The sequence below is a fragment of the Streptomyces sp. NPDC046122 genome, assembly GCF_056429965.1.
This window is the reverse complement of the sequence record NZ_JBWKLQ010000015.1, coordinates 139689-164793: the sequence shown is the minus strand read 5'-3', so window position 1 is coordinate 164793 and position 25105 is coordinate 139689. Positions and strand designations below refer to the sequence as shown.

The window sequence follows — 25105 nt, the reverse complement described above, 5'->3', positions numbered from 1 at the left end:
TGTGGGTTGTGTGTTGGTGGCGTGGGATTTCCTCTTTGGTCTCTTTCTGGGGGGGGGGGGGGAAGGGGGGGGGGGGGGGGGGGGGGTGGGTGGTCCCCCCCCCCCCCCCCCCCCCCCCCCCCCCCCCGCGGTCAGGTTCTTAAACCGCGGCGAACGACTTGTCCTTCATGATCCACGTGGCCAGCGTCGAGCTGCCCTCCGAGGCCAGCGCCGTGAAGGTGACGCCCAGCTTCAGCGCCCCGGTGCGGGTCAGCGAGATCTCCTCGGTCTCGGTGACCTGACCGCGCGGGACGATGAAGCGGTACGTGACGTCCGCGCCGTCCTTGAACTCGATGCCGAGCTGGCGCTCGTCCTGCTTCGGCTCGGCGGCCAGCTTGTACTGGTACGTGTCGGTGACGCCGGTGGCGGTCACCGGGGTCACCGCGTCGCCGCCCATGAAGAACGACAGGGTGTCCTTGTTCAGCTGGAGCAGCTGGAACTTCACCGTCAGATCGCGGTCCGAGTAGATGAACCGGGCCGGGCTTACCGACTGCCAGGTGTCGACCGGGTCGATCTTGTCCTTCTTGTTGAACTTGATGCCGTCGGTGGTGGTGTAGCCCAGCTCCGTCCAGCCGCTCGCCCACTCGTCGCCGGTGTGGGCCGGCGCGGCCGGGCCGGTCGTCCCGGCCTTCGCGACCAGGATCCGGCCGGTGCCGGCGACGCGGATCTGGCTGCCGTTGTTGCCTGCCATGTCTGCTCCTCCATGAAGGGGTGGCGCGGCGGCGGATGCCGGCGCGCCGGTGTTCGGAAATGACGAAGGCCCCGCCGGTGGCGGGGCCTGGGGGACGTACGGGTCAAGCGCGGGGACGTACGGGTCAAGCGGGCCGGACGGAGATCCGGACGGTGGAGAGGTAACGGTTGCCGGCGGGCCGGTTGTAGTCGGGCAGCCAGCGCGGCCCGTCCGCCTCGGCGACGTCGGTGACCGCGGCCCCGCCGTAGGCGGTGCCGGACAGGGTGAGTACGGCGGCGCGCGCGGCCAGCGCCACGGTGTGCGCCGCCGTCTTGTCCGGCCCGTACACCTCCAGGTCGATCAGCGGCTGGTCGAGGTGGAGATCGTCCACCCACGCGCCGCCGACGCGGGAGACGAGGACGGCCTTCTGCGTGCCGTCGAAGCCGGCCGGGGGACGGTTGTCGACCACCGTCCCGGCCATTTCCGGCCGGTTCTTCAGGTGATCGACGACGAGCCGTTCCGCGTCCGGGAAGGCGAGGGGACTCACATGGACACTCCCTTCGGGGGCCTGTGCTGCGGAAAACACAAAGCGGCAGATCCGCCGCCCGGGTACCGGACGCAGCTCTGCCGCTGCCCCAACTGTGATCCATGGGCGCCGACTTCGCAACTCAGTACGGAAACCGCTTGTACGAGACCGCCCCCGGGAACGCCGAAGGGCGGCCACCCACGGGGTGACCGCCCTTCGTTCGAACCTACGCCTTACTGGTTGTACGGACCGTAGTCGTAGTCCTCCAGCGGGACGGCCTGGCCGGAGCCTGTGCCGAACGGCGAGTAGTCGATGTCGTCGTAGCCGACGGCCGAGTACATCGCGGCCTTGGCCTCCTCGGTGGGCTCCACCCGGATGTTGCGGTAACGGGACAGACCCGTACCGGCCGGGATGAGCTTACCGATGATGACGTTCTCCTTGAGGCCGATCAGGGAGTCGGACTTGGCGTTGATCGCCGCGTCCGTCAGAACCCGGGTCGTCTCCTGGAAGGACGCCGCCGACAGCCACGACTCGGTCGCCAGCGAGGCCTTGGTGATACCCATCAGCTGCGGACGGCCGGAGGCCGGGTGGCCGCCTTCCGTGACCACACGACGGTTCTCGCCCTCGAAGCGGCCGCGCTCGACGAGCTCGCCCGGAAGCAGCTCGGCGTCGCCCGACTCGATGATCGTCACGCGGCGGAGCATCTGCCGGATGATGATCTCGATGTGCTTGTCGTGGATCGACACACCCTGGCTGTTGTAGACCTTCTGGACTTCGCCGACCAGGTGGACCTGGACCGCGCGCTGACCGAGGATCCGCAGCACGTCGTGCGGGTTGGTGGCACCCACGGTGAGCTTCTGGCCCACCTCGACGTGGTCGCCCTCGCCCACGAGCAGACGGGCACGCTTCGAGATCGGGAACGCCGTCTCGTCGCTGCCGTCGTCCGGGGTGACGACGATCTTCTTGGTCTTCTCGGTCTCCTCGATACGGATGCGGCCGGCCGCCTCCGAGATCGGGGCGACACCCTTGGGCGTACGAGCCTCGAAGAGCTCGACGACACGGGGCAGACCCTGGGTGATGTCGTCACCGGCCACACCACCGGTGTGGAAGGTACGCATCGTCAGCTGCGTGCCCGGCTCACCGATGGACTGGGCGGCGATGATGCCGACCGCCTCACCGATGTCGACCAGCTTGCCGGTGGCCAGCGAGCGGCCGTAGCAGAAGGCACAGGTGCCGACCGCGGACTCGCAGGTCAGGACCGAGCGGGTCTTGACCTCCTCGACGCCGTGCATGACCAGCTGGTCGATGAGCACGTCACCGAGGTCGACGTTGGCCGGCGCGATGACCTTGCCGTCGATGACGACGTCCTCGGCGAGCATGCGTGCGTACACGCTCGTCTCGACGTCGTCCGTCTTGCGGAGGATGCCGTCGGCGCCCTTCTCCGCGATCTTCAGCTTGAGGCCGCGGTCGGTGCCGCAGTCCTCCTCGCGGATGATCACGTCCTGCGAGACGTCCACGAGACGACGGGTCAGGTAACCCGAGTCGGCGGTACGCAGGGCGGTGTCGGCCAGACCCTTACGGGCACCGTGGGTGGAGATGAAGTACTCCAGCACGGACAGACCCTCACGGAACGACGCCTTGATGGGACGCGGAATCGTCTCGTTCTTGGCGTTCGACACCAGACCACGCATACCGGCGATCTGACGCATCTGCATCATGTTTCCTCGGGCGCCCGAGTCAACCATCATGAAGATGGGGTTCGTCTTGGGGAAGTTCGCGTTCATCGCCTCGGCGACCTCGTTGGTCGCCTTGGTCCAGATCGCGATGAGTTCCTGAGTGCGCTCTTCCTTGGTGATGAGACCGCGCTCGTACTGCTTCTGGACCTTCTCGTCCTGCGCCTCGTAGCCCTTGACGATGGCCTTCTTGGCCTCGGGCACGACGACGTCGGAGATGGCCACGGTGACGCCCGAACGGGTCGCCCAGTGGAAGCCGGCCGCCTTCAGGTTGTCGAGCGTCGCCGCCACGATGACCTTGGGGTAGCGCTCCGCCAGGTCGTTGACGATCTCGGAGAGCTGCTTCTTGCCCACCGAGTAGTCGACGAACGGGTAGTCCTCGGGCAGCAGCTCGTTGAAGAGCGCGCGGCCCAGCGTGGTGCGCAGCCGGAAGCTGTCACCCTGCTGGAACTCCTGCTCGCCCTCCTCGGCGACCGGCGGCACCCAGCCACGCGGCGGGATGGTGCCCACCGGGAAGCGGATGTCGACCTTGGCCTGGAGCGACAGCTCACGGTTGTCGAACGCCATGGTCGCCTCGGCGGTCGAGCCGAAGCTGCGGCCCTCACCGATGACCTTGCGCTCTTCCTCGTCGGTCGTGAGGAAGAAGAGACCGAGAACCATGTCCTGGGTCGGCATGGTGACGGGACGACCGTCGGCCGGCTTCAGGATGTTGTTCGAGGACAGCATCAGGATGCGGGCCTCGGCCTGCGCCTCCGCGGAGAGCGGCAGGTGCACGGCCATCTGGTCACCGTCGAAGTCCGCGTTGAACGCGGTGCAGACGAGCGGGTGGATCTGGATGGCCTTGCCCTCGACCAGCTGCGGCTCGAAGGCCTGGATGCCGAGGCGGTGCAGCGTCGGCGCACGGTTCAGCAGAACCGGGTGCTCGGCGATGACCTCTTCGAGCACGTCGTACACGACCGTGCGACCGCGCTCGACCATGCGCTTCGCCGACTTGATGTTCTGCGCGTGGTTCAGGTCGACCAGGCGCTTCATCACGAACGGCTTGAAGAGCTCCAGCGCCATGGCCTTCGGCAGACCGCACTGGTGCAGCTTGAGCTGCGGACCGACGACGATCACGGAACGCGCGGAGTAGTCCACACGCTTGCCGAGAAGGTTCTGACGGAAGCGACCCTGCTTGCCCTTGAGCATGTCGGACAGCGACTTCAGCGGACGGTTGCCGGGGCCCGTGACCGGGCGACCACGACGGCCGTTGTCGAAGAGCGCGTCCACGGCCTCCTGAAGCATGCGCTTCTCGTTGTTCACGATGATCTCGGGGGCACCGAGGTCGAGGAGGCGCTTGAGGCGGTTGTTGCGGTTGATCACGCGGCGGTACAGGTCGTTCAGGTCGGAGGTCGCGAAGCGGCCACCGTCCAGCTGCACCATCGGACGCAGGTCCGGCGGGATGACCGGCACGCAGTCGAGCACCATGCCCTTGGGGCTGTTGCTGGTCTGCAGGAACGCCGAGACGACCTTGAGGCGCTTGAGCGCACGGGTCTTCTTCTGGCCCTTGCCGGTACGGATGATCTCGCGAAGCCTCTCGGCCTCCTCCTCGAGATCGAACGACTCCAGGCGCTTCTGCAGAGCAGCGGCGCCCATCGAGCCGTCGAAGTACGTACCGAAGCGGTCGCGCAGCTCGCGGTAGAGCAGCTCGTCGCCCTCGAGGTCCTGGACCTTGAGGTTCTTGAAGCGGCTCCACACCTCGTCGAGACGGTCGATCTCGCGCTGCGCACGGTCGCGCAGCTGCTTCATCTCGCGCTCGGCGCCTTCGCGCACCTTGCGGCGCACGTCGGCCTTGGCGCCCTCGGCCTCGAGCTCGGCCAGGTCGGTCTCGAGCTTCTTGGCGCGGGCCTCGAGGTCGGCGTCGCGGCGGTTCTCGACCTGCTGGCGCTCCACGGAGACGTGCGCCTCCAGCGACGGCAGGTCGCGCGTGCGGCGCTCCTCGTCCACGAACGTGATCATGTACGCGGCGAAGTAGATGACCTTCTCGAGGTCCTTCGGCGCGAGGTCCAGCAGGTAGCCCAGGCGCGACGGGACGCCCTTGAAGTACCAGATGTGGGTGACGGGTGCGGCCAGCTCAATGTGGCCCATCCGCTCACGACGCACCTTGGCGCGAGTGACCTCGACGCCGCAGCGCTCGCAGATGATGCCCTTGAAGCGGACACGCTTGTACTTACCGCAGTAGCACTCCCAGTCCCGGGTCGGGCCGAAGATCTTCTCGCAGAAGAGTCCGTCCTTCTCGGGCTTGAGCGTGCGGTAGTTGATGGTCTCCGGCTTCTTCACTTCGCCGTGCGACCAGGTCCGGATGTCGTCCGCGGTGGCGAGGCCGATCCGCAGCTCGTCGAAGAAGTTGACGTCGAGCACTTGTCGTCAATCCCTCTTTCGGGGTCGAGAGTCAATCATGGTCTGAACGGGTCCGGGGAGAGCCGGCCGCTGCGGTGAAGCAGCGGCCGGCCAACCCGTCAGACCTCTTCGACGCTGCTCGGCTCGCGCCGGGACAGGTCGATACCGAGCTCTTCCGCAGCGCGGAAGACGTCCTCGTCGGTGTCGCGCATCTCGATGGACATGCCGTCCGAGGACAGCACCTCCACGTTGAGGCACAGGGACTGCATCTCCTTGATGAGCACCTTGAAGGACTCGGGGATGCCGGGCTCAGGAATGTTCTCGCCCTTGACGATGGCCTCGTAGACCTTCACGCGGCCGGTGACGTCGTCGGACTTGATGGTCAGCAGTTCCTGGAGGGCGTATGCGGCGCCGTAAGCCTCGAGCGCCCACACCTCCATCTCACCGAATCGCTGGCCACCGAACTGGGCCTTACCACCCAGCGGCTGCTGGGTGATCATCGAGTACGGACCGGTCGAACGCGCGTGGAGCTTGTCGTCGACCAGGTGGTGGAGCTTGAGGATGTACATGTACCCGACCGAGATCGGGTCCGGGAACGGCTCACCCGAGCGGCCGTCGAACAGGTTGGCCTTGCCGGACGGCTGGACCATCCGGTTGCCGTCGCGGTTCGGGATCGTGGACTCGAAGAGACCGGAGATCTCGTCCTCGCGCGCACCGTCGAAGACCGGGGTGGCGACGTTGGTGCCAGGGGCGACCTCGTCGGCGCCGATGACCTTGAGCCGCTCCATCCACTCCTCGCTGCCCTCGACCTTCCAGCCCTGGCTGGCGAGCCAGCCGAGGTGGATCTCGAGGACCTGTCCCGGGTTCATTCGGGACGGGACACCCAGCGGGTTGAGGATGATGTCGACCGGGGTGCCGTCCTCAAGGAACGGCATGTCCTCGATCGGCAGGATCTTCGAGATGACGCCCTTGTTGCCGTGACGGCCGGCGAGCTTGTCACCATCGGTGATCTTGCGCTTCTGCGCGACGTAGACGCGCACCAACTGGTTCACGCCCGGCGGCAGCTCGTCGCCCTCTTCGCGGTCGAAGACGCGGACGCCGATGATCTTGCCGACCTCGCCGTGCGGCACCTTCAGCGAGGTGTCGCGCACCTCGCGCGCCTTCTCACCGAAGATCGCGCGGAGCAGGCGCTCCTCCGGCGTCAGCTCGGTCTCACCCTTGGGCGTGACCTTGCCGACGAGGATGTCACCGGCGACGACCTCGGCACCGATACGGATGATGCCGCGCTCGTCGAGGTCCGCGAGGACCTCCTCGGAGACGTTCGGGATGTCCCGGGTGATCTCCTCGGGGCCGAGCTTGGTGTCACGGGCGTCGACCTCGTGCTCCTCGATGTGGATCGAGGAGAGGACGTCGTCCTGCACCAGACGCTGGCTGAGGATGATCGCGTCTTCGTAGTTGTGGCCCTCCCACGGCATGAACGCCACGAGCAGGTTCTTGCCGAGCGCCATCTCACCCTGCTGGGTGGCCGGCCCGTCGGCGAGGACCTGGCCCTCGACGACCCGGGCGCCCTCGTCCACGACAACCTTCTGGTTGACCGAGGTGCCCTGGTTGGAGCGGGAGAACTTGGCGATCCGGTACGTGGTGTACGTACCGTCGTCGTTGGCGACGGTGACGTAGTCCGCGGAGACCTCCTGGACCACACCGTCCTTCTCCGCCTTGATGACGTCACCGGCGTCGACCGCGCAGCGGTACTCCATGCCGGTGCCGACGAGCGGCGCCTCGGACGTGATCAGCGGCACGGCCTGACGCATCATGTTCGCGCCCATGAGCGCGCGGTTGGCGTCGTCGTGCTCGAGGAACGGGATCATCGCGGTCGCGACCGACACCATCTGGCGCGGCGAGACGTCCATGTAGTCGACGTCGTCGCCCGGGATGTAGTCGATCTCGCCGCCACGACGGCGGACCAGCACGCGCGACTCGGTGAAGCGCATGTCCTCACCCAGCGTCGCGTTCGCCTGGGCGATCACGAAGCGGTCTTCCTCGTCGGCCGTCAGGTAGTCGACCTCGTCGGTGACCACACCTTCGGTGACGCGGCGGTACGGCGTCTCGACGAAGCCGAACGCGTTGACGCGGCCGTACGACGCGAGCGAACCGATCAGACCGATGTTCGGGCCTTCGGGAGTCTCAATGGGGCACATGCGGCCGTAGTGAGACGGGTGCACGTCACGGACCTCGAAGCCGGCCCGCTCACGGGAGAGACCACCCGGGCCAAGAGCCGACAGGCGGCGCTTGTGGGTGAGACCCGACAGCGGGTTGTTCTGGTCCATGAACTGCGACAGCTGGCTGGTGCCGAAGAACTCCTTGATGGAGGCGACGACCGGCCGGATGTTGATCAGGGTCTGCGGCGTGATCGCCTCGACGTCCTGAGTCGTCATCCGCTCGCGGACGACGCGCTCCATACGAGCCAGACCCGTGCGGACCTGGTTCTGGATGAGCTCGCCGACGTTGCGCAGACGACGGTTGCCGAAGTGGTCGATGTCGTCGGTCTCGACGACGATGCTCCGGCCCGACTCGCCGACCGTCTCGACCTCGCCGGCGTGCAGCCGGACCAGGTACTTGATGGTGGCGATGATGTCCTTGCTGGTGAGGACACCCGCGTTCAGCGGCTCGTCGGCGCCGAGCTTCTTGTTCACCTTGTAGCGGCCGACCTTCGCGAGGTCGTAGCGCTTCGGGTTGAAGTAGAGGTTCTCGAGCAGCGTCTGAGCGGCCTCACGCGTGGGCGGCTCGCCCGGGCGGAGCTTGCGGTAGATGTCGAGCAGCGCGTCGTCCTGGCCCTGGGTGTGGTCCTTCTCCAGGGTGGCGCGCATGGACTCGTACTCGCCGAACTCTTCGAGGATCTGCTCGGTGGTCCAACCGAGAGCCTTGAGGAGAACGGTCACGGACTGCTTGCGCTTGCGGTCGATGCGGACACCGACCATGTCGCGCTTGTCGATCTCCATCTCCAGCCAGGCACCCCGGGACGGGATGATCTTGGCCGAGAAGATGTCCTTGTCGGACGTCTTGTCGATGGAGGAGTCGAAGTAGACACCCGGCGAGCGGACCAGCTGCGACACCACGACACGCTCGGTGCCGTTGATGACGAAGGTGCCCTTGTTGGTCATGAGCGGGAAGTCGCCCATGAAGACCGTCTGGGACTTGATCTCGCCGGTCTCGTTGTTGGTGAACTCTGCGGTGACGAAAAGGGGAGCCGCGAACGTGAAGTCGCGCTCCTTGCACTCGTCGATCGAGTTCTTCGGCGGCTCGAACCGGTGGTCGCGGAACGTCAGCGACATCGACCCGGAGAAGTCCTCGATCGGCGAGATCTCCTCGAAGATCTCTTCCAGACCAGACTTGGTGGGGACGTCCTGTCCGCTCTCGAGAGCGGCCTCGACGCGACCCTTCCAAGCGGCATTGCCGAGCAGCCAGTCAAAGCTCTCGGTCTGCAGCGCAAGGAGGTTAGGAACCTCGAGGGGCTCCTTGATCTTTGCAAAGGAGATGCGCAGCGGGGCGGTGCTGGCGCCGTTGTTCGTATTGGAGGTCGAGGCGTTGCGCGAGGCGGCCAAGAGGGGGTCCTTCCGAGGGCTCGGACTCACTACGCGCGTACCGGTCCCAAGCTGGCACAGCGGCAGAATTCCCTGGTCGGGGAAGTCGGCCATCAGATGCTCGAGCGAGGGTATGCCCCTGGTGACGGGCAGGAGGCAGCTAACAGGCAGCGCAAAGGGTCAGTGTAGCCACTTGGCTCACTGATGTCCAGAGCGGGTTGTTTGACACCCTCGCTGTACTCAACTCCTGCGGAAAGCCATGCGCGCGATGCGCATATCAGTACTGCCCTCTACGTCGTCGATCCATGCCTCGGATCCGGATCGGTATGACGACGCGTCCTGAGAATTGCGCGCCTCGTGCGGTTCGTCAAGGCCCTCGGGCTCCCGGGCTCCCCCGGGCGTACGGCGAAGATCACGATACTCGCCCCGGCGCCAAGAGCAAGGAAGGCGTCCCGGGAACGCCTCAGGGCGACCACCCGAACGGGTGATCGCCCTGAGGACGTGAGCAGCTGAGTCAGAGACTCAACGAGGTCACTTGACCTCGACAGCCGCGCCGGCGGCCTTGAGGGACTCGGCGGCCTTCTCAGCGGCCTCCTTGGCGACCTTCTCGAGGACCGGCTTCGGAGCGCCGTCGACGAGGTCCTTGGCCTCCTTCAGACCCAGCGAGGTCAGCTCGCGCACGACCTTGATGACCTGGATCTTCTTGTCGCCGGCACCGGTGAGGATGACGTCGAACTCGTCCTGCTCCTCGACGGCCTCGGCGGCGCCACCGGCGGCACCGCCGGCGGGGGCGGCGGCAACCGCGGCAGCGGCGGTGACGTCGAACTTCTCCTCGAAGGCCTTCACGAACTCAGAGAGCTCGATGAGGGTCATCTCCTCGAACTGCGCGAGCAGGTCGTCCTGGGTGAGCTTCGCCATGATGGCGTCCTTCCACTAATTCGGCTGGTGCCGATGTACATGTGAGGCGGGCGTACTTCCGGCCCGCTGCGACCGGCGCCTAGGCGGCGTCGATCAGAAAGCGAGCCGAATTACTCGGCACCGCCCTGCTCGGCCTGCTTGGCACGAAGCGCCTCCGCGGTGCGGACGAACTTCGAGGGAAGCGCCTTGAACAGCGAGGCAGTCTGCGACTGCTTGCCCTTCATGGCGCCCGCCAGCTTGGCGAGCAGAACCTCGCGGGACTCGAGGTCCGCAAGCTTCTTGATCTCATCGGCGGACAGCGCCTTGCCATCAAGGACACCGCCCTTGATGATCAGGTTCGGGTTCTCCTTGGCGAAGTCACGAAGACCCTTCGCCGACTCCACCGGGTCACCGGTGATGAAGGCAACCGCCGTCGGGCCTGCGAACAGGTCGTCCAGCGTGTTGATCCCGGCCTCGTTGGCCGCGATCTTGGTCAGCGTGTTCTTCACCACGGCGTACTGGGCGTTCTCACCGAGCGAACGACGCAGCGTCTTGAGCTGCGTCACGGTGAGACCCCGGTACTCGGTCAGCACGGCGGCGTTCGAGCTGCGGAACTGGTCCGCGAGCTCGGCTACCGCGGCAGCCTTGTCGGGCCTTGCCATAGAGCGTCGGCCTCCTTCCGGGTGATGAGGACCGCTCAGAAGGGGCTGGGAAAAACGAAACGCCCCGGCGCAGGCGCACGGGGCTGGGCTCGACCGGAACGAATTCCGGGAGCTTTTCCACGACACCTGCGCAGGTCGTCCGCACCTAGCGGATCCTTCGGCCACCGCACCTTCTTGCGAAGACACAGCAACGACCAGCGGTCTTTGGCTTCCGGGGAAGACTACGCGAAGGGTTCAGCCAGAAGCAAATCGGGCCCCGCGCCTCCCGGAGGAGGCACGGGGCCCGAAAGAGCCGTGCAGTGAGCCGTCAGGCCCGTCCCGGTCAGACAGCTGCCGGGTCCTCCTCGACGAGGAGGTTACGGGTGCGGTTCTGGTCCAGCGGGATGCTGGGGCCCATCGTCGTGGTGAGGGCGGCCTTCTTGATGTAGCGGCCCTTCGCGGCGGACGGCTTGAGACGGAGGATCTCCTCCAGCGCCGCGGCGTAGTTCTCGACCAGCTTCGTGTCGTCGAAGGAGACCTTGCCGATGATGAAGTGCAGGTTCGAGTGCTTGTCGACGCGGAACTCGATCTTGCCGCCCTTGATGTCCGTGACAGCCTTCGCCACGTCCGGGGTGACCGTTCCGGTCTTCGGGTTCGGCATCAGACCACGGGGACCGAGCACGCGGCCGAGGCGGCCGACCTTGCCCATGAGGTCCGGGGTGGCGACGACGGCGTCGAAGTCCAGACGGCCCTTCGCGACCTCGTCGATGAGCTCGTCGGAGCCGACGATGTCGGCGCCGGCGGCCTCCGCGGCCGCAGCACGGTCACCGGTCGCGAAGACCAGGACCCGGGCGGTCTTGCCGGTGCCGTGCGGCAGGTTCACGGTGCCGCGGACCATCTGGTCGGCCTTGCGCGGGTCGACGCCCAGACGCATGGCGACCTCGACGGTGCCGTCGAACTTCGTGGTGGAGGTGTCCTTGGCGAGACGGACGGCCTCGAGCGGGGCGTACAGACGCTCCCGGTCGATCTTCGCGTCCGCGCTGCGGAAGTTCTTGCTGCGCTTCACTTCTGCTCCTGAGCAGTTGCACACGCGGCTCGCGCCGCGTGAGAGGTGGAGTCGTGGTGCGGACCAGCGCTTGGTCCTACCACTGAGGTGCTACGGGGGTTTCAGCCCTCGACGGTGATGCCCATGGAACGGGCGGTACCGGCGATGATCTTGTCCGCGGCCTCGAGGTCGTTGGCGTTCAGGTCGGGGAGCTTGACCGTCGAGATCTCACGCACCTGAGCGGCGGTGAGCTTCGCGACCTTGGTCTTGTGGGGCTCGCCCGATCCCTTGTCGACACCAGCGGCCTTGAGGATCAGCTTGGCGGCCGGCGGGGTCTTCGTCACGAAGGTGAAGGAGCGGTCCTCGTAGACCGTGATCTCCACCGGCACGACCATGCCACGCTGCGACTCGGTCGCGGCGTTGTAGGCCTTGCAGAACTCCATGATGTTGACGCCGTGCTGGCCCAGCGCGGGGCCGACCGGCGGAGCCGGGTTGGCCGCGCCGGCGTTGATCTGGAGCTTGATGAGCCCCGTGACCTTCTTCTTCTTGGGAGGCATTGCTCTCTCCGGGTCCTAGTGAGAGTTTCCTGCCATCCGATCACCGGACGGAGGCATACCGCACAACGATAACGGGTATAGCTGTGCGGCTAAAAACCGAGCAGGTCAGACCGGCTGCGAGAGCCTGTCTGACCTGGTCGGAAGCGGGGGTCCAGAGAAGATCAGTTCTTCTGGATCTGGTCGAAGCTGAGCTCGACCGGGGTCTCGCGACCGAAGATCTCGACGAGGCCCTTGACCTTCTTGGAGTCGGCGTTGATCTCGTTGATCGTCGCCTGGAGGGTCGCGAAGGGGCCGTCGGTGACGGTGACCGAGTCGCCCACCTCGAAGTCCAGAACCTGGACCTCCATCTTGCGGCTGGGTGCCGGCTTGCCCTCGGCCTCGGCGGCCTCGCGGGCGGCCTTCTCCTCGGCCTCCGGGGCGAGCATCTTGACGATCTCGTCCAGGGTCAGCGGGTACGGGTCGTAGGCGTTGCCGACGAAGCCGGTGACGCCGGGGGTGTTGCGGACAACGCCCCAGGACTCGTTGGTGAGGTCCATGCGGACCAGGACGTAGCCGGGAAGCTTGTTCTGGCGGACGTTCTTGCGCTCGCCGTTCTTGATCTGGACGATCTCTTCCTCGGGCACTTCCGCCTGGTAGATGAACTCCTCGACGTTCAGCGACACCGCGCGCTGCTCCAGGTTCGCCTTCACGCGCTTCTCGTACCCGGCGTACGTGTGGATGACGTACCACTCGCCCGGCAGGGTGCGGAGCTCCTCGCGGAGTGCGGCGATCGGGTCGACGGGCTCGGCGGGAGCCTCTTCGGCCTCTTCCTCGCCGGACTCGTCGCTCTCGACGGCCTCGGCCTCGGCGGCGTCGGCTGCTTCGCCGTCGGCCTCGGCGTCCTCGTCCAGGTCGGTCTCGTCGGCCTCGACGTGCACGGCGGACTCCTCCGCCGGCTCGCCCGCAGCGACGTCAGCAGCTTCCGCCTGGTCCTCGTCGGCCGCCTCGACGATGTCGAGCTGGTCCTCAGCGGACTCCGGGCTTTCGCTCGGCTCAACGGCGTCGTTCAGGTTCGGGTCAGACACGGTGGCTGCTTCTTCCTGGATACATATGGGTGGAACGGCGAAAGGGGCGCCGGGTGGGGCGCCCTACGCGGGATCAGCCGAAAACGTACTTGACGGCTCGGGCGAAGCCCATGTCGATCACGGTCACAATGCCGATCATGATGACGACGAAGACAATCACCACGGTGGTGTAGGTCGTCAGCTGGCTGCGGGTGGGCCAGACGACCTTGCGCAGCTCTGCGACGATCTGGCGGTAGAAGAGCGCGAGACGGCCCAGAGGGCCCTTCTTGCCGCGCTTGCCGCCCTTTCGGGACTTCTTGGACTCCGACGTCTCGTCCTGGGCATCAGGCATGTCGATGGAGCCCACGGCGTCCGTCACGCTACTCACCTGATTCCGGGTCGTGGCCGTGCCGCGCCCGGTGGAGCCGCACGGCAGTGCATAGAAGTACGTACATGCGCACACATCCTGGCGAAGACGTGTGTAGCAGGGCCGGAGGGACTTGAACCCCCAACCGCTGGTTTTGGAGACCAGTGCTCTACCAATTGAGCTACGACCCTTTGTGGTTCCCCCAACCTACCGCATCCGCCCGAGTGCACCGAGTGCGCACGGTGGAGTGGCTGCTGAGGGGCCAACGACGAGTGAGTGTACGTGGTCACAGGCCCGGCGTCGAACAGATACCGCCCCGAGCGCCTCCTGTCGGCCCGGTGTCGCCCCGGTGTCCGCCCTGCGGGACTGTGTGCCGAGCGGGATTGCGGTCTGGGACGATGGGCCGTATGAGCGCTGCAACTCCTCCCTCCGAGCGCCGGGTCTCCGCCCGAATCGGCGCTATCTCCGAGTCCGCCACCCTCGCCGTGGACGCCAAGGCCAAGGCCCTGAAGGCCGCCGGCCGCCCGGTCATCGGCTTCGGCGCGGGCGAGCCCGACTTCCCGACGCCCGATTACATCGTCGAGGCCGCGATCGAGGCCTGCCGCAACCCGAAGTACCACCGCTACACGCCGGCCGGCGGGCTCCCCGAGCTGAAGGCCGCGATCGCCACGAAGACGCTGCGTGACTCCGGTTACGAGGTGGACGCCTCGCAGGTGCTGGTCACCAACGGCGGCAAGCAGGCGATCTACGAGGCGTTCGCCACGATCCTGGACCCGGGCGACGAGGTCATCGTCCCGGCGCCGTACTGGACGACGTACCCCGAGTCGATCCGTCTCGCCGGCGGTGTCCCGGTCGACGTCGTGGCCGACGAGACCACCGGCTACCGGGTCTCCGTCGAGCAGCTGGAGGCGGCCCGTACGGAGAAGACGAAGGTCGTCCTCTTCGTCTCCCCGTCCAACCCGACCGGCGCCGTCTACACCGAGGCCGAGACCGAGGCGATCGGCCGCTGGGCCGCCGAGCACGGGCTGTGGGTGCTGACCGACGAGATCTACGAGCACCTGGTCTACGGCGACGCGTCCGCCGTCTCCCTCCCGGCGGTCCTGCCGGAGCTGCGCGACAAGTGCATCGTCGTCAACGGCGTGGCGAAGACGTACGCGATGACCGGCTGGCGGGTCGGGTGGATCATCGGCCCGAAGGACGTCATCAAGGCCGCGACCAACCTCCAGTCGCACGCCACGTCCAACGTGTCGAACGTCGCTCAGATCGCGGCGCTGGCCGCCGTCTCCGGCAACCTCGACGCGGTAGCCGTGATGCGGTCCGCCTTCGACCGCCGCCGCCAGACGATGGTGCGGATGCTCAACGAGATCGACGGCGTCTTCTGCCCGGAGCCGGAGGGCGCGTTCTACGCGTACCCGTCCGTGAAGGGGCTGCTCGGCAAGGAGATCCGCGGCAAGCGCCCGCAGAGCTCGGTGGAGCTGGCCGCGCTGATCCTGGACGAGGTCGAGGTGGCGGTCGTTCCGGGCGAGGCCTTCGGCACCCCGGGTTACCTGCGGCTTTCGTACGCGCTGGGTGACGAGGACCTCGCCGAGGGCGTGTCGCGCATCCAGAAGCTGCTGGCCGAGGCTCGCGACTGAGTTCCCGCTCGATGGAACGGGCCCCCGGCTGCCGCCGGGGGCCCGTTTCTGCGTTCGGGCGTTACCCGTTCGGGCAAAGACGCTTCCGGGCGGCCCGCGCGTGCGGCAGGATCTTGGGATGTTGAGTGCGCGCGATGTCCGACTGCTGCCGAAGGCCCACCTGCATCTGCATTTCACCGGGTCGATGCGGCCCGGCACGCTGCTGGAGCTGGCCGACAAGTACGGCGTACACCTGCCGGAGGCGCTGACCAGCGGGGAGCCGCCGAAGCTGCGGGCGACGGACGAGCGCGGCTGGTTCCGCTTCCAGCGGCTGTACGACGCCGCACGGTCGTGCCTGCGGGAGCCCGAGGACATTCAGCGGCTGGTGCGCGAGGCGGCCGAGGAGGACGTGCGGGACGGCTCCGGGTGGCTGGAGATCCAGGTCGATCCGACGTCGTACGCGCCGATGCTGGGTGGCCTGATTCCGGCCCTGGAGATCATCCTCGACGCGGTGGACGGCGCGTCGCGGGAGACCGGTCTCGGGATGCGGGTGCTGGTCGCGGCGAACCGGATGAAGCACCCGCTGGACGCCCGGACGCTGGCGCGCCTCGCGGTGCGGTACGCGGACCGGGGGATCGTCGGCTTCGGGCTCTCCAACGACGAGCGCCGGGGCATGGCCAGGGACTTCGACCGCGCCTTCGCCATCGCGCGGGAGGGCGGACTGCTCGCCGCGCCGCACGGCGGGGAGCTGACCGGGCCCGCGTCCGTACGGGACTGCCTGGACGATCTGAGCGCGTCGCGGATCGGGCACGGCGTGCGGGCGGCCGAGGATCCGCGGCTGCTGCGGAAACTGGCCGAAAAGGGTGTGACCTGCGAGGTGTGCCCGGCCTCGAACGTGGCGCTGGGCGTGTACGAGAAGCCGGAGGACGTGCCGCTGCGGACGCTGTACGACGCGGGCGTGCCGATGGCGCTCGGCGCGGACGACCCCTTGCTGTTCGGGTCCCGGCTGGCTGCGCAGTACGAACTGGCTCGGCGGCATCACGGGTTCACCGACGCCGAGCTGGCGGAGTTGGCGCGGCAGTCGGTGCGGGGGTCGGCCGCGCCGTCGGACGTGCAGGCGAAGCTGCTGGCGGGGATCGACCACTGGCTGGAGGGCTGAGCGGGAGCCGCTGAGCGGGGACGCGTGGCCTCTTGCCGGGTGGGGTGGCGCGGGGCTGCGGCTGCGGGCGCGGGGGCCCTGGCTGGCCCGGGTGGCCCGCGGCTTCGGGGGCGGTGCCGCGCCGGGGCGTCTCCTCGGGTTCCGCACGTGCGGGCACTGCGGTTGTTCGAGGTGGTTGCGTTCGACACCCTGCGGGGAGCGCCCCGGCACGTCCCCTCACGGCGTCGGGAGGGCGGCCGGGGCAGGCGTCGGCCTCGGCCCTGTCACATCCGTTCACGGGGCCGGGGCGGGCGGTGGCGTCGGCCGGTTGCGTCCTGTCCCGGTGCCGGGGGTGGTCAGAGGGTTACGCCTACTGTCACCGGTTCGTTCACCAGGGTGATGCCGAAGGCGTCACGGACTCCGGCGACCACCTCGCGCGCCAGCGCCAGCAAGTCTTCCGTCGTGGCCTCGCCCCGGTTGGTGAGGGCCAGCGTGTGCTTGGTGGAGATGCGGGCCGGGCCCGTCCCGTACCCCTTGGTGAAGCCGGCCCTGTCGATGAGCCAGGCCGCCGAGGTCTTCGTCTTGCCGTCGCCGGCCGGGAACGCCGGGGGCGTCACCGCGGCGCCGAGCCGCTCGCGGGCGCGGGCGAGGAAGGCGGCGTACTGCTCGTCGGTCAGGATCGGGTTGGTGAAGAAGGAGCCCGCCGACCACGTGTCGTGGTCCTCCGGGTCAAGGACCATGCCCTTGCCCGCGCGCAGCTTCAGGACCGTCTCTCGGGCGACGGCGGCCGGCACCCGGTCGCCGGCCTCCACGCCGAGGGTCCGCGCGGTCTCCGGGTACTTGATGGGCGCCGACATGCCGTCCGCGTCCTCCAGGGCGAAGCGGACGCGCAGGACGACGAAGCGGTCCGGGTGCTGCTTGAAGCGGCTGTGGCGGTACGCGAAGTCGCACTCGGCGGCGGGGACGGTGACCGTCTCGCCCGCCCGGCGGTCGTAGGCGACGACCTCGGTGATGACGCTGGACACCTCCTGGCCGTACGCCCCGACGTTCTGGATGGGCGTCGCGCCGGCCGAGCCGGGGATCCCGGCGAGGCACTCGATGCCCGCGAGGCCCGCCTCGACCGTGCGGGCCACGGCGTCGGTCCAGACCTCCCCGGCGGCCAGCTCCAGCGACGTGCCGTCGAGGCGGAAGCCGGTGGTCGCGATGCGCAGGGCGGTGCCGTCGAAGCCCTTGTCGCCGATGACCAGGTTGCTCCCGCCGCCGATGACGAGCAGCGGCGTGCCGGTCGCGTCGGCATCGCGGACGGCGGCGATCACCTCGTCGTCGGTGGTGGCCGTGACGAGGCGGGTCGCGGGGCCACCGAGCCGGAAGGTGGTCAGGGGGGCGAGGGGGGCGTCGTGGAGTTCCTGCACGGGGACAAGCGTACGGGGCGCCTCGGACACCCCCGGGCACCCCGCGTCGGCGGCCGCCCGGGGGCCCCGCGTGTCAGGCGCCGGTAAGGGGCACGCGCTTGCGGGGTGCCCCTTACCGCGAGCCGTGACGTCAGGCGAGCTGGACCACGGCGCGGGACATGCCCAGCACCTTCTGTCCGGCGCTCGTCGCCGTCAGGTCCACCCGGACCCGGTTGTCGTCCAGCAGTGCGGCGACCTTGGCCGCGACCTCGATCACCGCGCCCTTGCCGTCGTTCGGCACGACGACGGGCTTCGTGAAGCGCACGCCGTACTCGACGACGGCGGCCGGGTCGCCGACCCAGTCGGTGACCACACGGATCGCCTCGGCCATGGTGAACATGCCGTGCGCGATCACGTCCGGCAGCCCGACCTCGATCGCGAACTTCTCGTTCCAGTGGATCGGATTGAAGTCGCCCGAGGCGCCCGCGTACCGCACGAGCGTGTCGCGCGTCACGGGGAAGGTCTGCGCCGGCAGTTCGGTGCCGACCTCGACGTCCGCGTAAGAGATCTTCGCCGCCATCACGCCTCCTGGGCCGCGCGCGCGACGAGCTTCGTCCACGCCGTCACGACATGCTCGCCGGACTCGTCGTGGACGTCACCGCGGATGTCCAGGATGTCGTTGCCGGCCATCGACTTGACCGCCTCTATGGTCGAGGTGACCGACAGCCGGTCCCCCGCGCGCACCGGGCGCTTGTACGCGAACTTCTGGTCGCCGTGCACCACGCGGCTGTAGTCGAGACCCAGCCCGGGGTCCTGGACGACCTGCCCCGCCGCCGCGAAGGTGATGGCGAAGACGAAGGTGGGCGGTGCGATCACATCGGAGTGACCGAGTGCCTTGGCTGCTTCCGGATCGGTGTACGCGGGATTGGCGTCGCCCACCGCCTCGGCGAACTCGCGGATCTTCTCCCGGCCGACCTCGTACGGTGCGGTGGGCGGATAGGCCCGCCCCACGAAGGACTGGTCGAGCGCCATGGACTCGTACCTCCTGATGCCTGATGTCTGATGCCGGACGAATGACTGATATCAAACGACGCGAGGCCGCCCCCGAAGTGGGGACGGCCTCGCGTACGAGCCTGTGTTTAGCGGGTTTCGCGGTGCGCGGTGTGCGAGTTGCAGCGCGGGCAGTGCTTCTTCATCTCAAGACGGTCCGGGTTGTTACGCCGGTTCTTCTTGGTGATGTAGTTCCGCTCCTTGCACTCCACGCAGGCCAGCGTGATCTTCGGGCGGACGTCGGTGGCAGCCACGTGAGTGCTCCTTGGACGGACGGTTGACGGATGAACGCATAAAAGAGTAGCCGATCGAAGGACCGACCCCACAATCGGCTACCGTGTGTAGCGGTGACCGGACTTGAACCGGTGACACAGCGATTATGAGCCGCTTGCTCTACCGACTGAGCTACACCGCTTTGATGGCCGGATCACCCCGCCCGAAGGCGGGGATCCCCGATCACCAGAGCCCCAATACGGAATCGAACCGTAGACCTTCTCCTTACCATGGAGACGCTCTACCGACTGAGCTATTGGGGCGAGCGATGAAGACATTACACGCTCGCGTGCCGATCGCCCAAATCCGTTTCCCTTACCCCGCGCGTGCCCACCGCAGCGGTCTCGTACGCCACTCGTGCCCCACACCGGTACGACTATTTCGCTCCTCCTCGAAGGCTGGTTTGCGGCCCCCTAGGCTCGACTCACGCTGCGTGATCTTGATCTTGCACGCCAGAGCCCCACCAGGAGCCCGATGTCCGACAGCCAGCCGCAGCCGCCCCGTTCGTCCGGCGGCACACCTGGGAACAGTGACGGCTTGCCCGGCACCGACAGCAGCACGCTCCTGCTGTGCGCGGCCCGTCTCACCGACGGCCGCACCGTGGACGTACGGCTCAGCGGCGGCCGCATCGAGGCCGTCGGAACGGCGGGCAGCCTGCCCGCGGTGGGCGCGCGCGTGGACCTCGGCGGCCATCTCCTGCTCCCGGCCCCGGCAGAGCCGCACGCCCACAGCGACACCGCTCTCACCGCCGACGCCGGCGGGCCCGTGTCGTACAGCGCCGAGGACGTCCAGCGCCGCACCACCGAGGCGGTTCTGCTGCAGCTCGGGCACGGGGCGACGGCGGTGCGCTCGCACGTGCGGATCGGGGACGTGCAGGGGATCCGGTCCATGGAGGCGGTGCTCCAGGCCCGGCGTTCGCTGCGGGGGCTCGCCGACCTGACCGCCGTGGCCGTGCCGCGGCTGCTGACCGGGCTGGCGGGCGCGGACGGCCTCGCCATGCTGCGGGACGCCGTGAAGATGGGCGCCGGCGTGGTGGGCGGCTGTCCGGATCTCGACCCCGACCCCGCCGGGTACACGGAGGCGGTCCTGGAGATCGCCGCCGAGCACGGCTGCCCCGTGGACCTCCATACGGAGGGTGACGATCCGGCGCGGCTCGCGCGGCTCGCCGCGATGGCCGGCGGACTGCGTCCCGGGGTCACCATCGGACCGTGCGCGGGGCTGTCCCGGCTTCCCCTGGAGGCCGCGACGCGCGCGGCCGGACAACTGGCCGCCGCCGGGGTGACGGTGGTGTGCCTGCCGCAGGGCGACTGCTCCGGGGTGGAGCGGCGTGGTGGCGGCCCGGCCCCCGTACGGCTGCTGCGGGCCGCCGGGGTGCGGGTCGCGGCGGGCAGCGGCGCACTGCGGGACGTGGCCAATCCGGTCGGGCGGGGCGATCCGCTGGAGGCCGCCTACCTGCTGGCCTCGCAGGGCGGGATGCGGGCCGCCGACGCGTACGGGGCGGTGAGCGCGGCGGCGCGGGAGGCGATGGGGCTGCCCGAGGTGCGGGTGGAGGCCGGGTTCCCGGCCGAGCTGGTCGCCGTGCGCGGGGACCGGATCTCGGGCGTGCTGTCCCTGGCGTACAGCCGCGTCGTCATCCACCGCGGGCGTGTCGTGGCCCGTACCAGCGCGGTCCGTGAGTACTGCGACTCGGCGGCCGCCGTCGCGCTCGATCTGCCGCGGCAGGGCCGGGGCTGAGGCAGCGTCAGGCCGTGCGGCGTTCCGCCGGGCGTCCGTGCGGCGGTGGCGGCGGGCGCCCCTGCGGCCCGGTCCTGAGCACCTGCGCGCCGCGGCGCGTACGGTCGGAGCATGCGCATTGTCATCGCAGGTGGACATGGACAGATCGCGATGCGGCTGGAGCGGTTGCTCGCCGCGCGCGGGTACGAGGTCGCGGGTGTCGTCCGCGATGTGAAGCAGAGCGAGGATTTGCGGGCGGTGGGCGCCGAACCGGTCGTGCTGGACCTGGAGTCGGCCACCGTCGAGCAGGTCGCCGACGTACTGCGGGGCGCCGACGCCGTCGTCTTCGCGGCGGGCGCGGGGCCCGGCAGCGGTGTGGAACGCAAGGACACGGTGGACCGTGGAGCGGCCGTGCTCTTCGCCGACGCGGCGGAGCGGGCGGGCGTACGCCGCTACCTCGTCGTGTCGTCGATGGGCGCCGACGAGAACCGGGCGGGCGACGAGGTGTTCGACGCGTACCTGCGCGCCAAGGGGGCGGCCGACGCGGACGTACGGGCGCGGGCCGGCCTGGACTGGACGGTGCTGCGGCCGGGCGGCCTGACGAACGACGCCGGCACGGGGCTCGTCTCGCTCGGGGTCTCGACGGGCCGGGGGCCGGTGCCGCGCGACGACGTGGCGGCCGTCCTGGCCGAGCTGCTGGAGACGCCGTCGACCGCGGGACTGACGCTGGAGCTGATCAGCGGGTCGGTCCCGGTCACGGTCGCCGTGAAGGACGTCGCCGGGAACTGAAACGCCCCGCCCCGAGGGGCGCGGGAACGAGAGAACCCCCTCCGGTCTGCTTCTCAGCAGTCCGGAGGGGGTTTCCCTACCTGTGGCGGCGCCAGGATTCGAACCTGGGAAGGCTAAGCCGGCGGATTTACAGTCCGCTCCCATTGGCCACTCGGGCACACCGCCATGGGATGTCGCTCCGGTTCTTCCGCCTGGGCGGTTGTTCCGTGGCAACGACGTAAACGATACCTGATCCCCAGGGGTGCTCCGCCACCGGATTGATCAGCCCTCCGGGCGGGTGCGGGTGGCTAGGCTTTACGGCAGCGGCCCGGGACGCCCGGCCGCGCGCCCGCCCCGTGCGGCACTCCATACCGGTACCCCGTCCCCCGAGCACAAGGAGCCACAGGACATGGCCGACTCCAGTTTCGACATCGTCTCGAAGGTCGAGCGGCAGGAGGTCGACAACGCCCTCAACCAGGCCGCGAAGGAGATCTCGCAGCGCTACGACTTCAAGAACGTCGGCGCCTCGATCGATTGGTCCGGCGAGAAGATCCTGATGCAGGCCAGCTCCGAGGAGCGGGTCAAGGCGATCCTCGACGTCTTCGAGACCAAGCTGGTCAAGCGCGGGATCTCGCTCAAGGTGCTGGACGCCGGCGAGCCGCAGCTGTCCGGCAAGGAGTACAAGATCTTCGCGTCCATCGAGGAGGGCATCTCCCAGGACAACGCCAAGAAGGTGGCGAAGATCATCCGCGACGAGGGTCCCAAGGGCGTCAAGGCTCAGGTCCAGGGTGACGAGCTGCGGGTCAGCTCGAAGAGCCGCGACGACCTCCAGGCCGTGCAGGCGCTGCTCAAGGGCAAGGACTTCGACTTCGCGCTGCAGTTCGTGAACTACCGCTGACCGGTCGCCGCGGCGGTGGTGCGCGTCACGACGGGGGTGGAGGCGGCTCGGCCGGCTCCACCCCCGTCGTGATGTCCGGATCCCGCCAGCGGGGGCGGGCGCGGGGGCGCAGACTCGTGGTGACGGGACGCGCCGCGCAGGGGCTCGAAAGACCCGGGGAACCGCGACGGAACGGGAAGGGAAGGAAGCCATGACGCTGTACGCGACCGTGGACAGCCCGCTCGGTGAGCTGCTGCTGGTCGGCGAGGAGTCCGCGACGGCCGCCGGCGGTACGGCGCTGGCCTCGCTGTCCGTGCCCGGGCAGAAGGGCGGGGTCGCCCTCGGCGACGTACCGGACGGGTGGCGCCGGGCCCCGGGGGCCTTCAAGGAGATCGCGCGGCAGGTACGGGCGTACTTCGGCGGGGAGCTGACGCGGTTCGAGGTGGAGTACGCGGCCGGCGCCGGTACGGAGTTCCAGCGGCGCGTGTGGGACGCGCTGGAGACCGTTCCGTACGGCACCACGACGTCGTACGGGAGGCTCGCCGAGCGGATCGGGGTCTCGCGGGCCGGGGTGCGGGCGCTGGGGACGGCGATCGGGCGCAATCCGCTGCTCGTGGTGCGGCCGTGCCACCGGGTGATCGGGGCGGACGGCTCGCTGACGGGGTACGCGGGCGGGCTGGAGCGCAAGCGGGTGCTGCTGGAGCTCGAGGCAGCGGCCACGGCTTCCGGGGCGCGCGCGGCGGCCGGAGGCGGCGGGGCGCCGGCGTGAGCGGCCTGTTCCCCCGGGAGCGGGCCCGGATCGCGCCGGGGGCGGTCCATGTGCCCGGCTGGCTGTCGCCGGACGAGCAGCGGGAGCTGGTCGCGGCGTGCCGGGAGTGGGCGCGGGGTCCGGTGCCGATCCGTCATACGGGGCTGCCCAACGGCGGGGTGATGTCCGTGCGGACGGTGTGCGTGGGGTGGCACTGGCAGCCGTACCGCTACACGCGCACGGCGGACGACGTGAACGGGGCGCGGGTCGCGGAGTTCCCCGAGTGGCTGGCGCGGCTGGGGCGGCGGGCGGTGGAGGACGCGTACGGGGACGACGATCCGTGGCGTCCGGCGGCGTACGCCCCGGACACCGCCCTGGTCAACTTCTACGACGGCGACGCGAAGATGGGCATGCACCAGGACAAGGACGAGCGGTCCGGGGCTCCTGTGGTGTCGCTGAGCATCGGTGACACGTGCGTCTTCCGGTTCGGCAACACGGAGGGGCGCGGACGGCCGTACAGCGACGTCGAGCTCGTTTCGGGCGACCTGTTCGTCTTCGGGGGACCTTCGCGGTTCGCGTACCACGGGGTGCCGAAGGTGCGGGCGGGGACGGGGGATCCGGCGTGCGGGATGCCGGGCGGGCGGCTCAACGTCACGTTGCGGGAGACCGGGCTCGGGTAGGGGCGCGCGGGGCTCAGTAGGGTGCGGCGCATGACTCGGGAACTGCGCCGCACGCTGGGCGTCTTCGACGCGGTGGTGATCGGGCTCGGAGCGATGGTCGGGGCCGGAATCTTCGTGGCGCTCGCACCGGCCGCGCGGGCGGCCGGTTCCGGGACGCTGCTGCTGGCGGGGCTCGCTGTGGCCGCCGTGGTGGCGTACTGCAACGCGATGGCCTCCGCGCGGCTCGCGGCGCTCTATCCGGCGTCCGGTGGTACGTACGTGTACGGGCGGGAGCGGCTCGGGCCCTTCTGGGGGTACCTGGCCGGCTGGGGCTTCGTGGTGGGCAAGACCGCCTCGTGCGCCGCGATGGCCCTGACCGTCGGGGCGTACGTCTGGCCGGGGCAGGCGCACGCGGTCGCCGTCGGTGCGGTGGTCCTGCTGACGGCCGTGAACTACGCGGGAGTGCAGAAGTCCGCCTGGCTGACGCGGGCGATCGTGGGGGTGGTGCTGGCGGTGCTGGCCGCCGTGGCGGTGGTGTGCCTCGGGGCGAGCGGCCCGTCGGTCGGGGCCGGGTCCGGCGGGTCGCCCGGCGGGGTGCTCCAGGCGGCGGGGCTGCTCTTCTTCGCGTTCGCCGGGTACGCGCGGATCGCGACGCTGGGCGAGGAGGTGCGCGATCCGGAGCGTACGATCCCGCGCGCCGTTCCCCTGGCCCTGGGGATCGCGCTGGTGGTGTACGCGTGCGTCGCGGTGGCGGTGCTCTCGGTGCTGGGCGCCGGGGAACTCGCCGCCTCCGCCGCCCCGCTGGCGGACGCGGTGCGGGCGGCGGGGGCCGGCGGGCTGGCGCCCGTCGTGCGGGTCGGAGCCGCTGTGGCCGCGCTCGGGTCGTTGCTCGCGCTGATCCTCGGGGTGTCCCGTACGACGCTGGCGATGGCGCGGGACGGGCACCTGCCGGGGGCGCTGGCCGCCGTGCATCCGCGGTTCCGGGTGCCGCACCGGGCCGAGTTGGCCGTGGGGGCGGTGGTCGCCGTGGTGGCCGCGGTGGGTGATGTGCGGGGGGCGATCGGCTTCTCGTCGTTCGGCGTACTGGCCTACTACGCGGTGGCGAACGCGTCCGCCTGGACGCTCGGGGGGCGGGGGCGGGTTCTGGCCGCCGTGGGGCTTGCGGGGTGCGTGGGGCTGGCGTTCGCGCTGCCGGTGACTTCGGTGGTGGCGGGGGCGGGGGTGCTGGCGCTGGGGGCTGCGGCGTACTGGGTTCGACGGCGGTTCGGGGCGGGGGCTCCGCGGGGGCGGTGACGGGCGGGGGCCGCGTGCGGTGGCGCGGGCTGCGGGGGTCGGCGCCGCTCCGGGGCGTCTCCTCGCGTGCCGAACCTTCGGGTCGGGCTGCGGTTCGTACGGGC

The 25105-nt window shown here is 69.3% G+C and carries 22 protein-coding genes and 4 tRNA genes; 8 read left to right on the top strand and 18 right to left on the bottom strand.

Annotated elements, in window-relative coordinates; genetic code table 11:
* Window positions 1–139 precede the first annotated feature (139 nt).
* The 11 genes from AC07FK_RS29255 to AC07FK_RS29205 all read right to left on the bottom strand — a co-directional run bounded on the left by AC07FK_RS29255 (window position 140) and on the right by AC07FK_RS29205 (window position 13669).
* Complete coding sequence (locus AC07FK_RS29255) at window positions 140–730, bottom strand: phage tail tube protein (RefSeq protein WP_479107953.1); 591 nt, start codon at window positions 728–730, stop codon at window positions 140–142.
* 124 nt (window positions 731–854) lie between these two features.
* Window positions 855–1190 (bottom strand): hypothetical protein, encoded by a 336-nt coding sequence (locus tag AC07FK_RS29250; RefSeq protein ID WP_479107961.1) that lies wholly within the window; start codon window positions 1188–1190, stop codon window positions 855–857.
* A 278-nt stretch (window positions 1191–1468) separates the two neighbouring features.
* Window positions 1469–5368 (bottom strand): DNA-directed RNA polymerase subunit beta', encoded by a 3900-nt coding sequence (locus AC07FK_RS29245; protein WP_479020104.1) that lies wholly within the window; start codon window positions 5366–5368, stop codon window positions 1469–1471.
* A 98-nt stretch (window positions 5369–5466) separates the two neighbouring features.
* Entirely contained in the window at window positions 5467–8949 is a 3483-nt protein-coding gene (gene rpoB, locus AC07FK_RS29240) for a DNA-directed RNA polymerase subunit beta (RefSeq protein WP_479020101.1), read from the bottom strand.
* A 510-nt stretch (window positions 8950–9459) separates the two neighbouring features.
* Entirely contained in the window at window positions 9460–9846 is a 387-nt protein-coding gene (gene rplL / locus AC07FK_RS29235; protein ID WP_479107952.1) for a 50S ribosomal protein L7/L12, read from the bottom strand.
* 110 nt (window positions 9847–9956) lie between these two features.
* The gene (rplJ, locus tag AC07FK_RS29230) at window positions 9957–10487 is read right to left on the bottom strand and encodes a 50S ribosomal protein L10 (RefSeq protein WP_028812389.1); all 531 of its coding nucleotides are present in this window, start codon (window positions 10485–10487) and stop codon (window positions 9957–9959) included.
* Window positions 10488–10809: 322 nt separating this feature from the next.
* On the bottom strand, window positions 10810–11532 hold the full coding sequence (gene rplA / locus AC07FK_RS29225) for a 50S ribosomal protein L1 (protein ID WP_453403402.1): 723 nt from the start codon (window positions 11530–11532) through the stop codon (window positions 10810–10812).
* A gap of 101 nt (window positions 11533–11633) precedes the next feature.
* The gene (rplK, locus tag AC07FK_RS29220; RefSeq protein ID WP_028812391.1) at window positions 11634–12068 is read right to left on the bottom strand and encodes a 50S ribosomal protein L11; all 435 of its coding nucleotides are present in this window, start codon (window positions 12066–12068) and stop codon (window positions 11634–11636) included.
* Window positions 12069–12229: 161 nt separating this feature from the next.
* Window positions 12230–13132 (bottom strand): transcription termination/antitermination protein NusG, encoded by a 903-nt coding sequence (gene nusG / locus AC07FK_RS29215; protein WP_479107951.1) that lies wholly within the window; start codon window positions 13130–13132, stop codon window positions 12230–12232.
* A 73-nt stretch (window positions 13133–13205) separates the two neighbouring features.
* Window positions 13206–13490 carry a preprotein translocase subunit SecE gene (gene secE, locus AC07FK_RS29210; RefSeq protein WP_453403404.1) on the bottom strand — a complete coding sequence of 95 codons (285 nt, stop codon included), beginning with the start codon at window positions 13488–13490 and terminating at the stop codon, window positions 13206–13208.
* Window positions 13491–13596: 106 nt separating this feature from the next.
* Window positions 13597–13669 (bottom strand) — tRNA-Trp (locus AC07FK_RS29205).
* Between the two features lie 216 nt (window positions 13670–13885).
* On the opposite strand from AC07FK_RS29205, the gene AC07FK_RS29200 reads away from it, so the two are divergent.
* Complete coding sequence (locus tag AC07FK_RS29200; protein ID WP_479107950.1) at window positions 13886–15112, top strand: pyridoxal phosphate-dependent aminotransferase; 1227 nt, start codon at window positions 13886–13888, stop codon at window positions 15110–15112.
* A gap of 118 nt (window positions 15113–15230) precedes the next feature.
* Window positions 15231–16250 carry an adenosine deaminase gene (locus tag AC07FK_RS29195; RefSeq protein WP_479107949.1) on the top strand — a complete coding sequence of 340 codons (1020 nt, stop codon included), beginning with the start codon at window positions 15231–15233 and terminating at the stop codon, window positions 16248–16250.
* A gap of 335 nt (window positions 16251–16585) precedes the next feature.
* Here the strand turns inward: AC07FK_RS29195 and AC07FK_RS29190 are convergent, their stop codons facing one another.
* From AC07FK_RS29190 to AC07FK_RS29165, 6 genes are all read right to left on the bottom strand, one after another.
* On the bottom strand, window positions 16586–17641 hold the full coding sequence (locus AC07FK_RS29190) for a UDP-N-acetylmuramate dehydrogenase (RefSeq protein ID WP_479107948.1): 1056 nt from the start codon (window positions 17639–17641) through the stop codon (window positions 16586–16588).
* Between the two features lie 130 nt (window positions 17642–17771).
* On the bottom strand, window positions 17772–18200 hold the full coding sequence (locus tag AC07FK_RS29185; RefSeq protein ID WP_479107947.1) for a MaoC family dehydratase: 429 nt from the start codon (window positions 18198–18200) through the stop codon (window positions 17772–17774).
* A complete protein-coding gene (locus AC07FK_RS29180) occupies window positions 18200–18652 on the bottom strand; it encodes an FAS1-like dehydratase domain-containing protein (protein WP_479107946.1) in 453 nt (150 codons plus the stop codon). The genes AC07FK_RS29185 and AC07FK_RS29180 overlap by 1 nt, the downstream gene beginning before the upstream one ends.
* A gap of 107 nt (window positions 18653–18759) precedes the next feature.
* Complete coding sequence (gene rpmG / locus AC07FK_RS29175; RefSeq protein WP_003956487.1) at window positions 18760–18924, bottom strand: 50S ribosomal protein L33; 165 nt, start codon at window positions 18922–18924, stop codon at window positions 18760–18762.
* Window positions 18925–19012: 88 nt separating this feature from the next.
* Window positions 19013–19085: transfer RNA gene (locus tag AC07FK_RS29170), tRNA-Met, on the bottom strand.
* A 48-nt stretch (window positions 19086–19133) separates the two neighbouring features.
* A tRNA-Thr gene (locus AC07FK_RS29165) sits at window positions 19134–19206 on the bottom strand.
* 211 nt (window positions 19207–19417) lie between these two features.
* On the opposite strand from AC07FK_RS29165, the gene AC07FK_RS29160 reads away from it, so the two are divergent.
* A complete protein-coding gene (locus tag AC07FK_RS29160; RefSeq protein WP_479107945.1) occupies window positions 19418–20677 on the top strand; it encodes an amidohydrolase family protein in 1260 nt (419 codons plus the stop codon).
* 111 nt (window positions 20678–20788) lie between these two features.
* Window positions 20789–21445 (top strand): SDR family oxidoreductase, encoded by a 657-nt coding sequence (locus AC07FK_RS29155; protein ID WP_479107944.1) that lies wholly within the window; start codon window positions 20789–20791, stop codon window positions 21443–21445.
* 83 nt (window positions 21446–21528) lie between these two features.
* On the opposite strand, the gene AC07FK_RS29150 is transcribed toward AC07FK_RS29155, so the two are convergent.
* Window positions 21529–21610, bottom strand: a tRNA-Tyr gene (locus AC07FK_RS29150).
* 223 nt (window positions 21611–21833) lie between these two features.
* Between AC07FK_RS29150 and AC07FK_RS29145 the strand changes: the two genes are divergently transcribed.
* From AC07FK_RS29145 to AC07FK_RS29130, 4 genes are all read left to right on the top strand, one after another.
* A complete protein-coding gene (locus AC07FK_RS29145; RefSeq protein ID WP_093799580.1) occupies window positions 21834–22322 on the top strand; it encodes a YajQ family cyclic di-GMP-binding protein in 489 nt (162 codons plus the stop codon).
* A gap of 190 nt (window positions 22323–22512) precedes the next feature.
* Window positions 22513–23070: a methylated-DNA--[protein]-cysteine S-methyltransferase gene (locus AC07FK_RS29140; RefSeq protein ID WP_479107943.1), complete on the top strand. Its 558-nt coding sequence runs from the start codon at window positions 22513–22515 to the stop codon at window positions 23068–23070.
* Window positions 23067–23729: an alpha-ketoglutarate-dependent dioxygenase AlkB family protein gene (locus AC07FK_RS29135; RefSeq protein WP_479107942.1), complete on the top strand. Its 663-nt coding sequence runs from the start codon at window positions 23067–23069 to the stop codon at window positions 23727–23729. The genes AC07FK_RS29140 and AC07FK_RS29135 overlap by 4 nt, the downstream gene beginning before the upstream one ends.
* Before the next feature lie 30 nt (window positions 23730–23759).
* Complete coding sequence (locus AC07FK_RS29130; protein WP_479107941.1) at window positions 23760–25001, top strand: APC family permease; 1242 nt, start codon at window positions 23760–23762, stop codon at window positions 24999–25001.
* Window positions 25002–25105: the final 104 nt, after the last annotated feature.

Coding starts and splice junctions, on each gene's coding strand:
- AC07FK_RS29255 (WP_479107953.1), bottom strand. CDS start 730: ATGGCAGGCAACAACGGCAGCCAGATCCGCGTCGCCGGCACCGGCCGG.
- AC07FK_RS29250 (WP_479107961.1), bottom strand. CDS start 1,190: ATGGCCGGGACGGTGGTCGACAACCGTCCCCCGGCCGGCTTCGACGGC.
- rplL (WP_479107952.1), bottom strand. CDS start 9,846: ATGGCGAAGCTCACCCAGGACGACCTGCTCGCGCAGTTCGAGGAGATG.
- rplJ (WP_028812389.1), bottom strand. CDS start 10,487: ATGGCAAGGCCCGACAAGGCTGCCGCGGTAGCCGAGCTCGCGGACCAG.
- rplK (WP_028812391.1), bottom strand. CDS start 12,068: ATGCCTCCCAAGAAGAAGAAGGTCACGGGGCTCATCAAGCTCCAGATC.
- AC07FK_RS29200 (WP_479107950.1), top strand. CDS start 13,886: ATGAGCGCTGCAACTCCTCCCTCCGAGCGCCGGGTCTCCGCCCGAATC.
- AC07FK_RS29195 (WP_479107949.1), top strand. CDS start 15,231: ATGTTGAGTGCGCGCGATGTCCGACTGCTGCCGAAGGCCCACCTGCAT.
- AC07FK_RS29185 (WP_479107947.1), bottom strand. CDS start 18,200: ATGGCGGCGAAGATCTCTTACGCGGACGTCGAGGTCGGCACCGAACTG.
- AC07FK_RS29180 (WP_479107946.1), bottom strand. CDS start 18,652: ATGGCGCTCGACCAGTCCTTCGTGGGGCGGGCCTATCCGCCCACCGCA.
- AC07FK_RS29160 (WP_479107945.1), top strand. CDS start 19,418: ATGTCCGACAGCCAGCCGCAGCCGCCCCGTTCGTCCGGCGGCACACCT.
- AC07FK_RS29155 (WP_479107944.1), top strand. CDS start 20,789: ATGCGCATTGTCATCGCAGGTGGACATGGACAGATCGCGATGCGGCTG.
- AC07FK_RS29145 (WP_093799580.1), top strand. CDS start 21,834: ATGGCCGACTCCAGTTTCGACATCGTCTCGAAGGTCGAGCGGCAGGAG.
- AC07FK_RS29140 (WP_479107943.1), top strand. CDS start 22,513: ATGACGCTGTACGCGACCGTGGACAGCCCGCTCGGTGAGCTGCTGCTG.
- AC07FK_RS29130 (WP_479107941.1), top strand. CDS start 23,760: ATGACTCGGGAACTGCGCCGCACGCTGGGCGTCTTCGACGCGGTGGTG.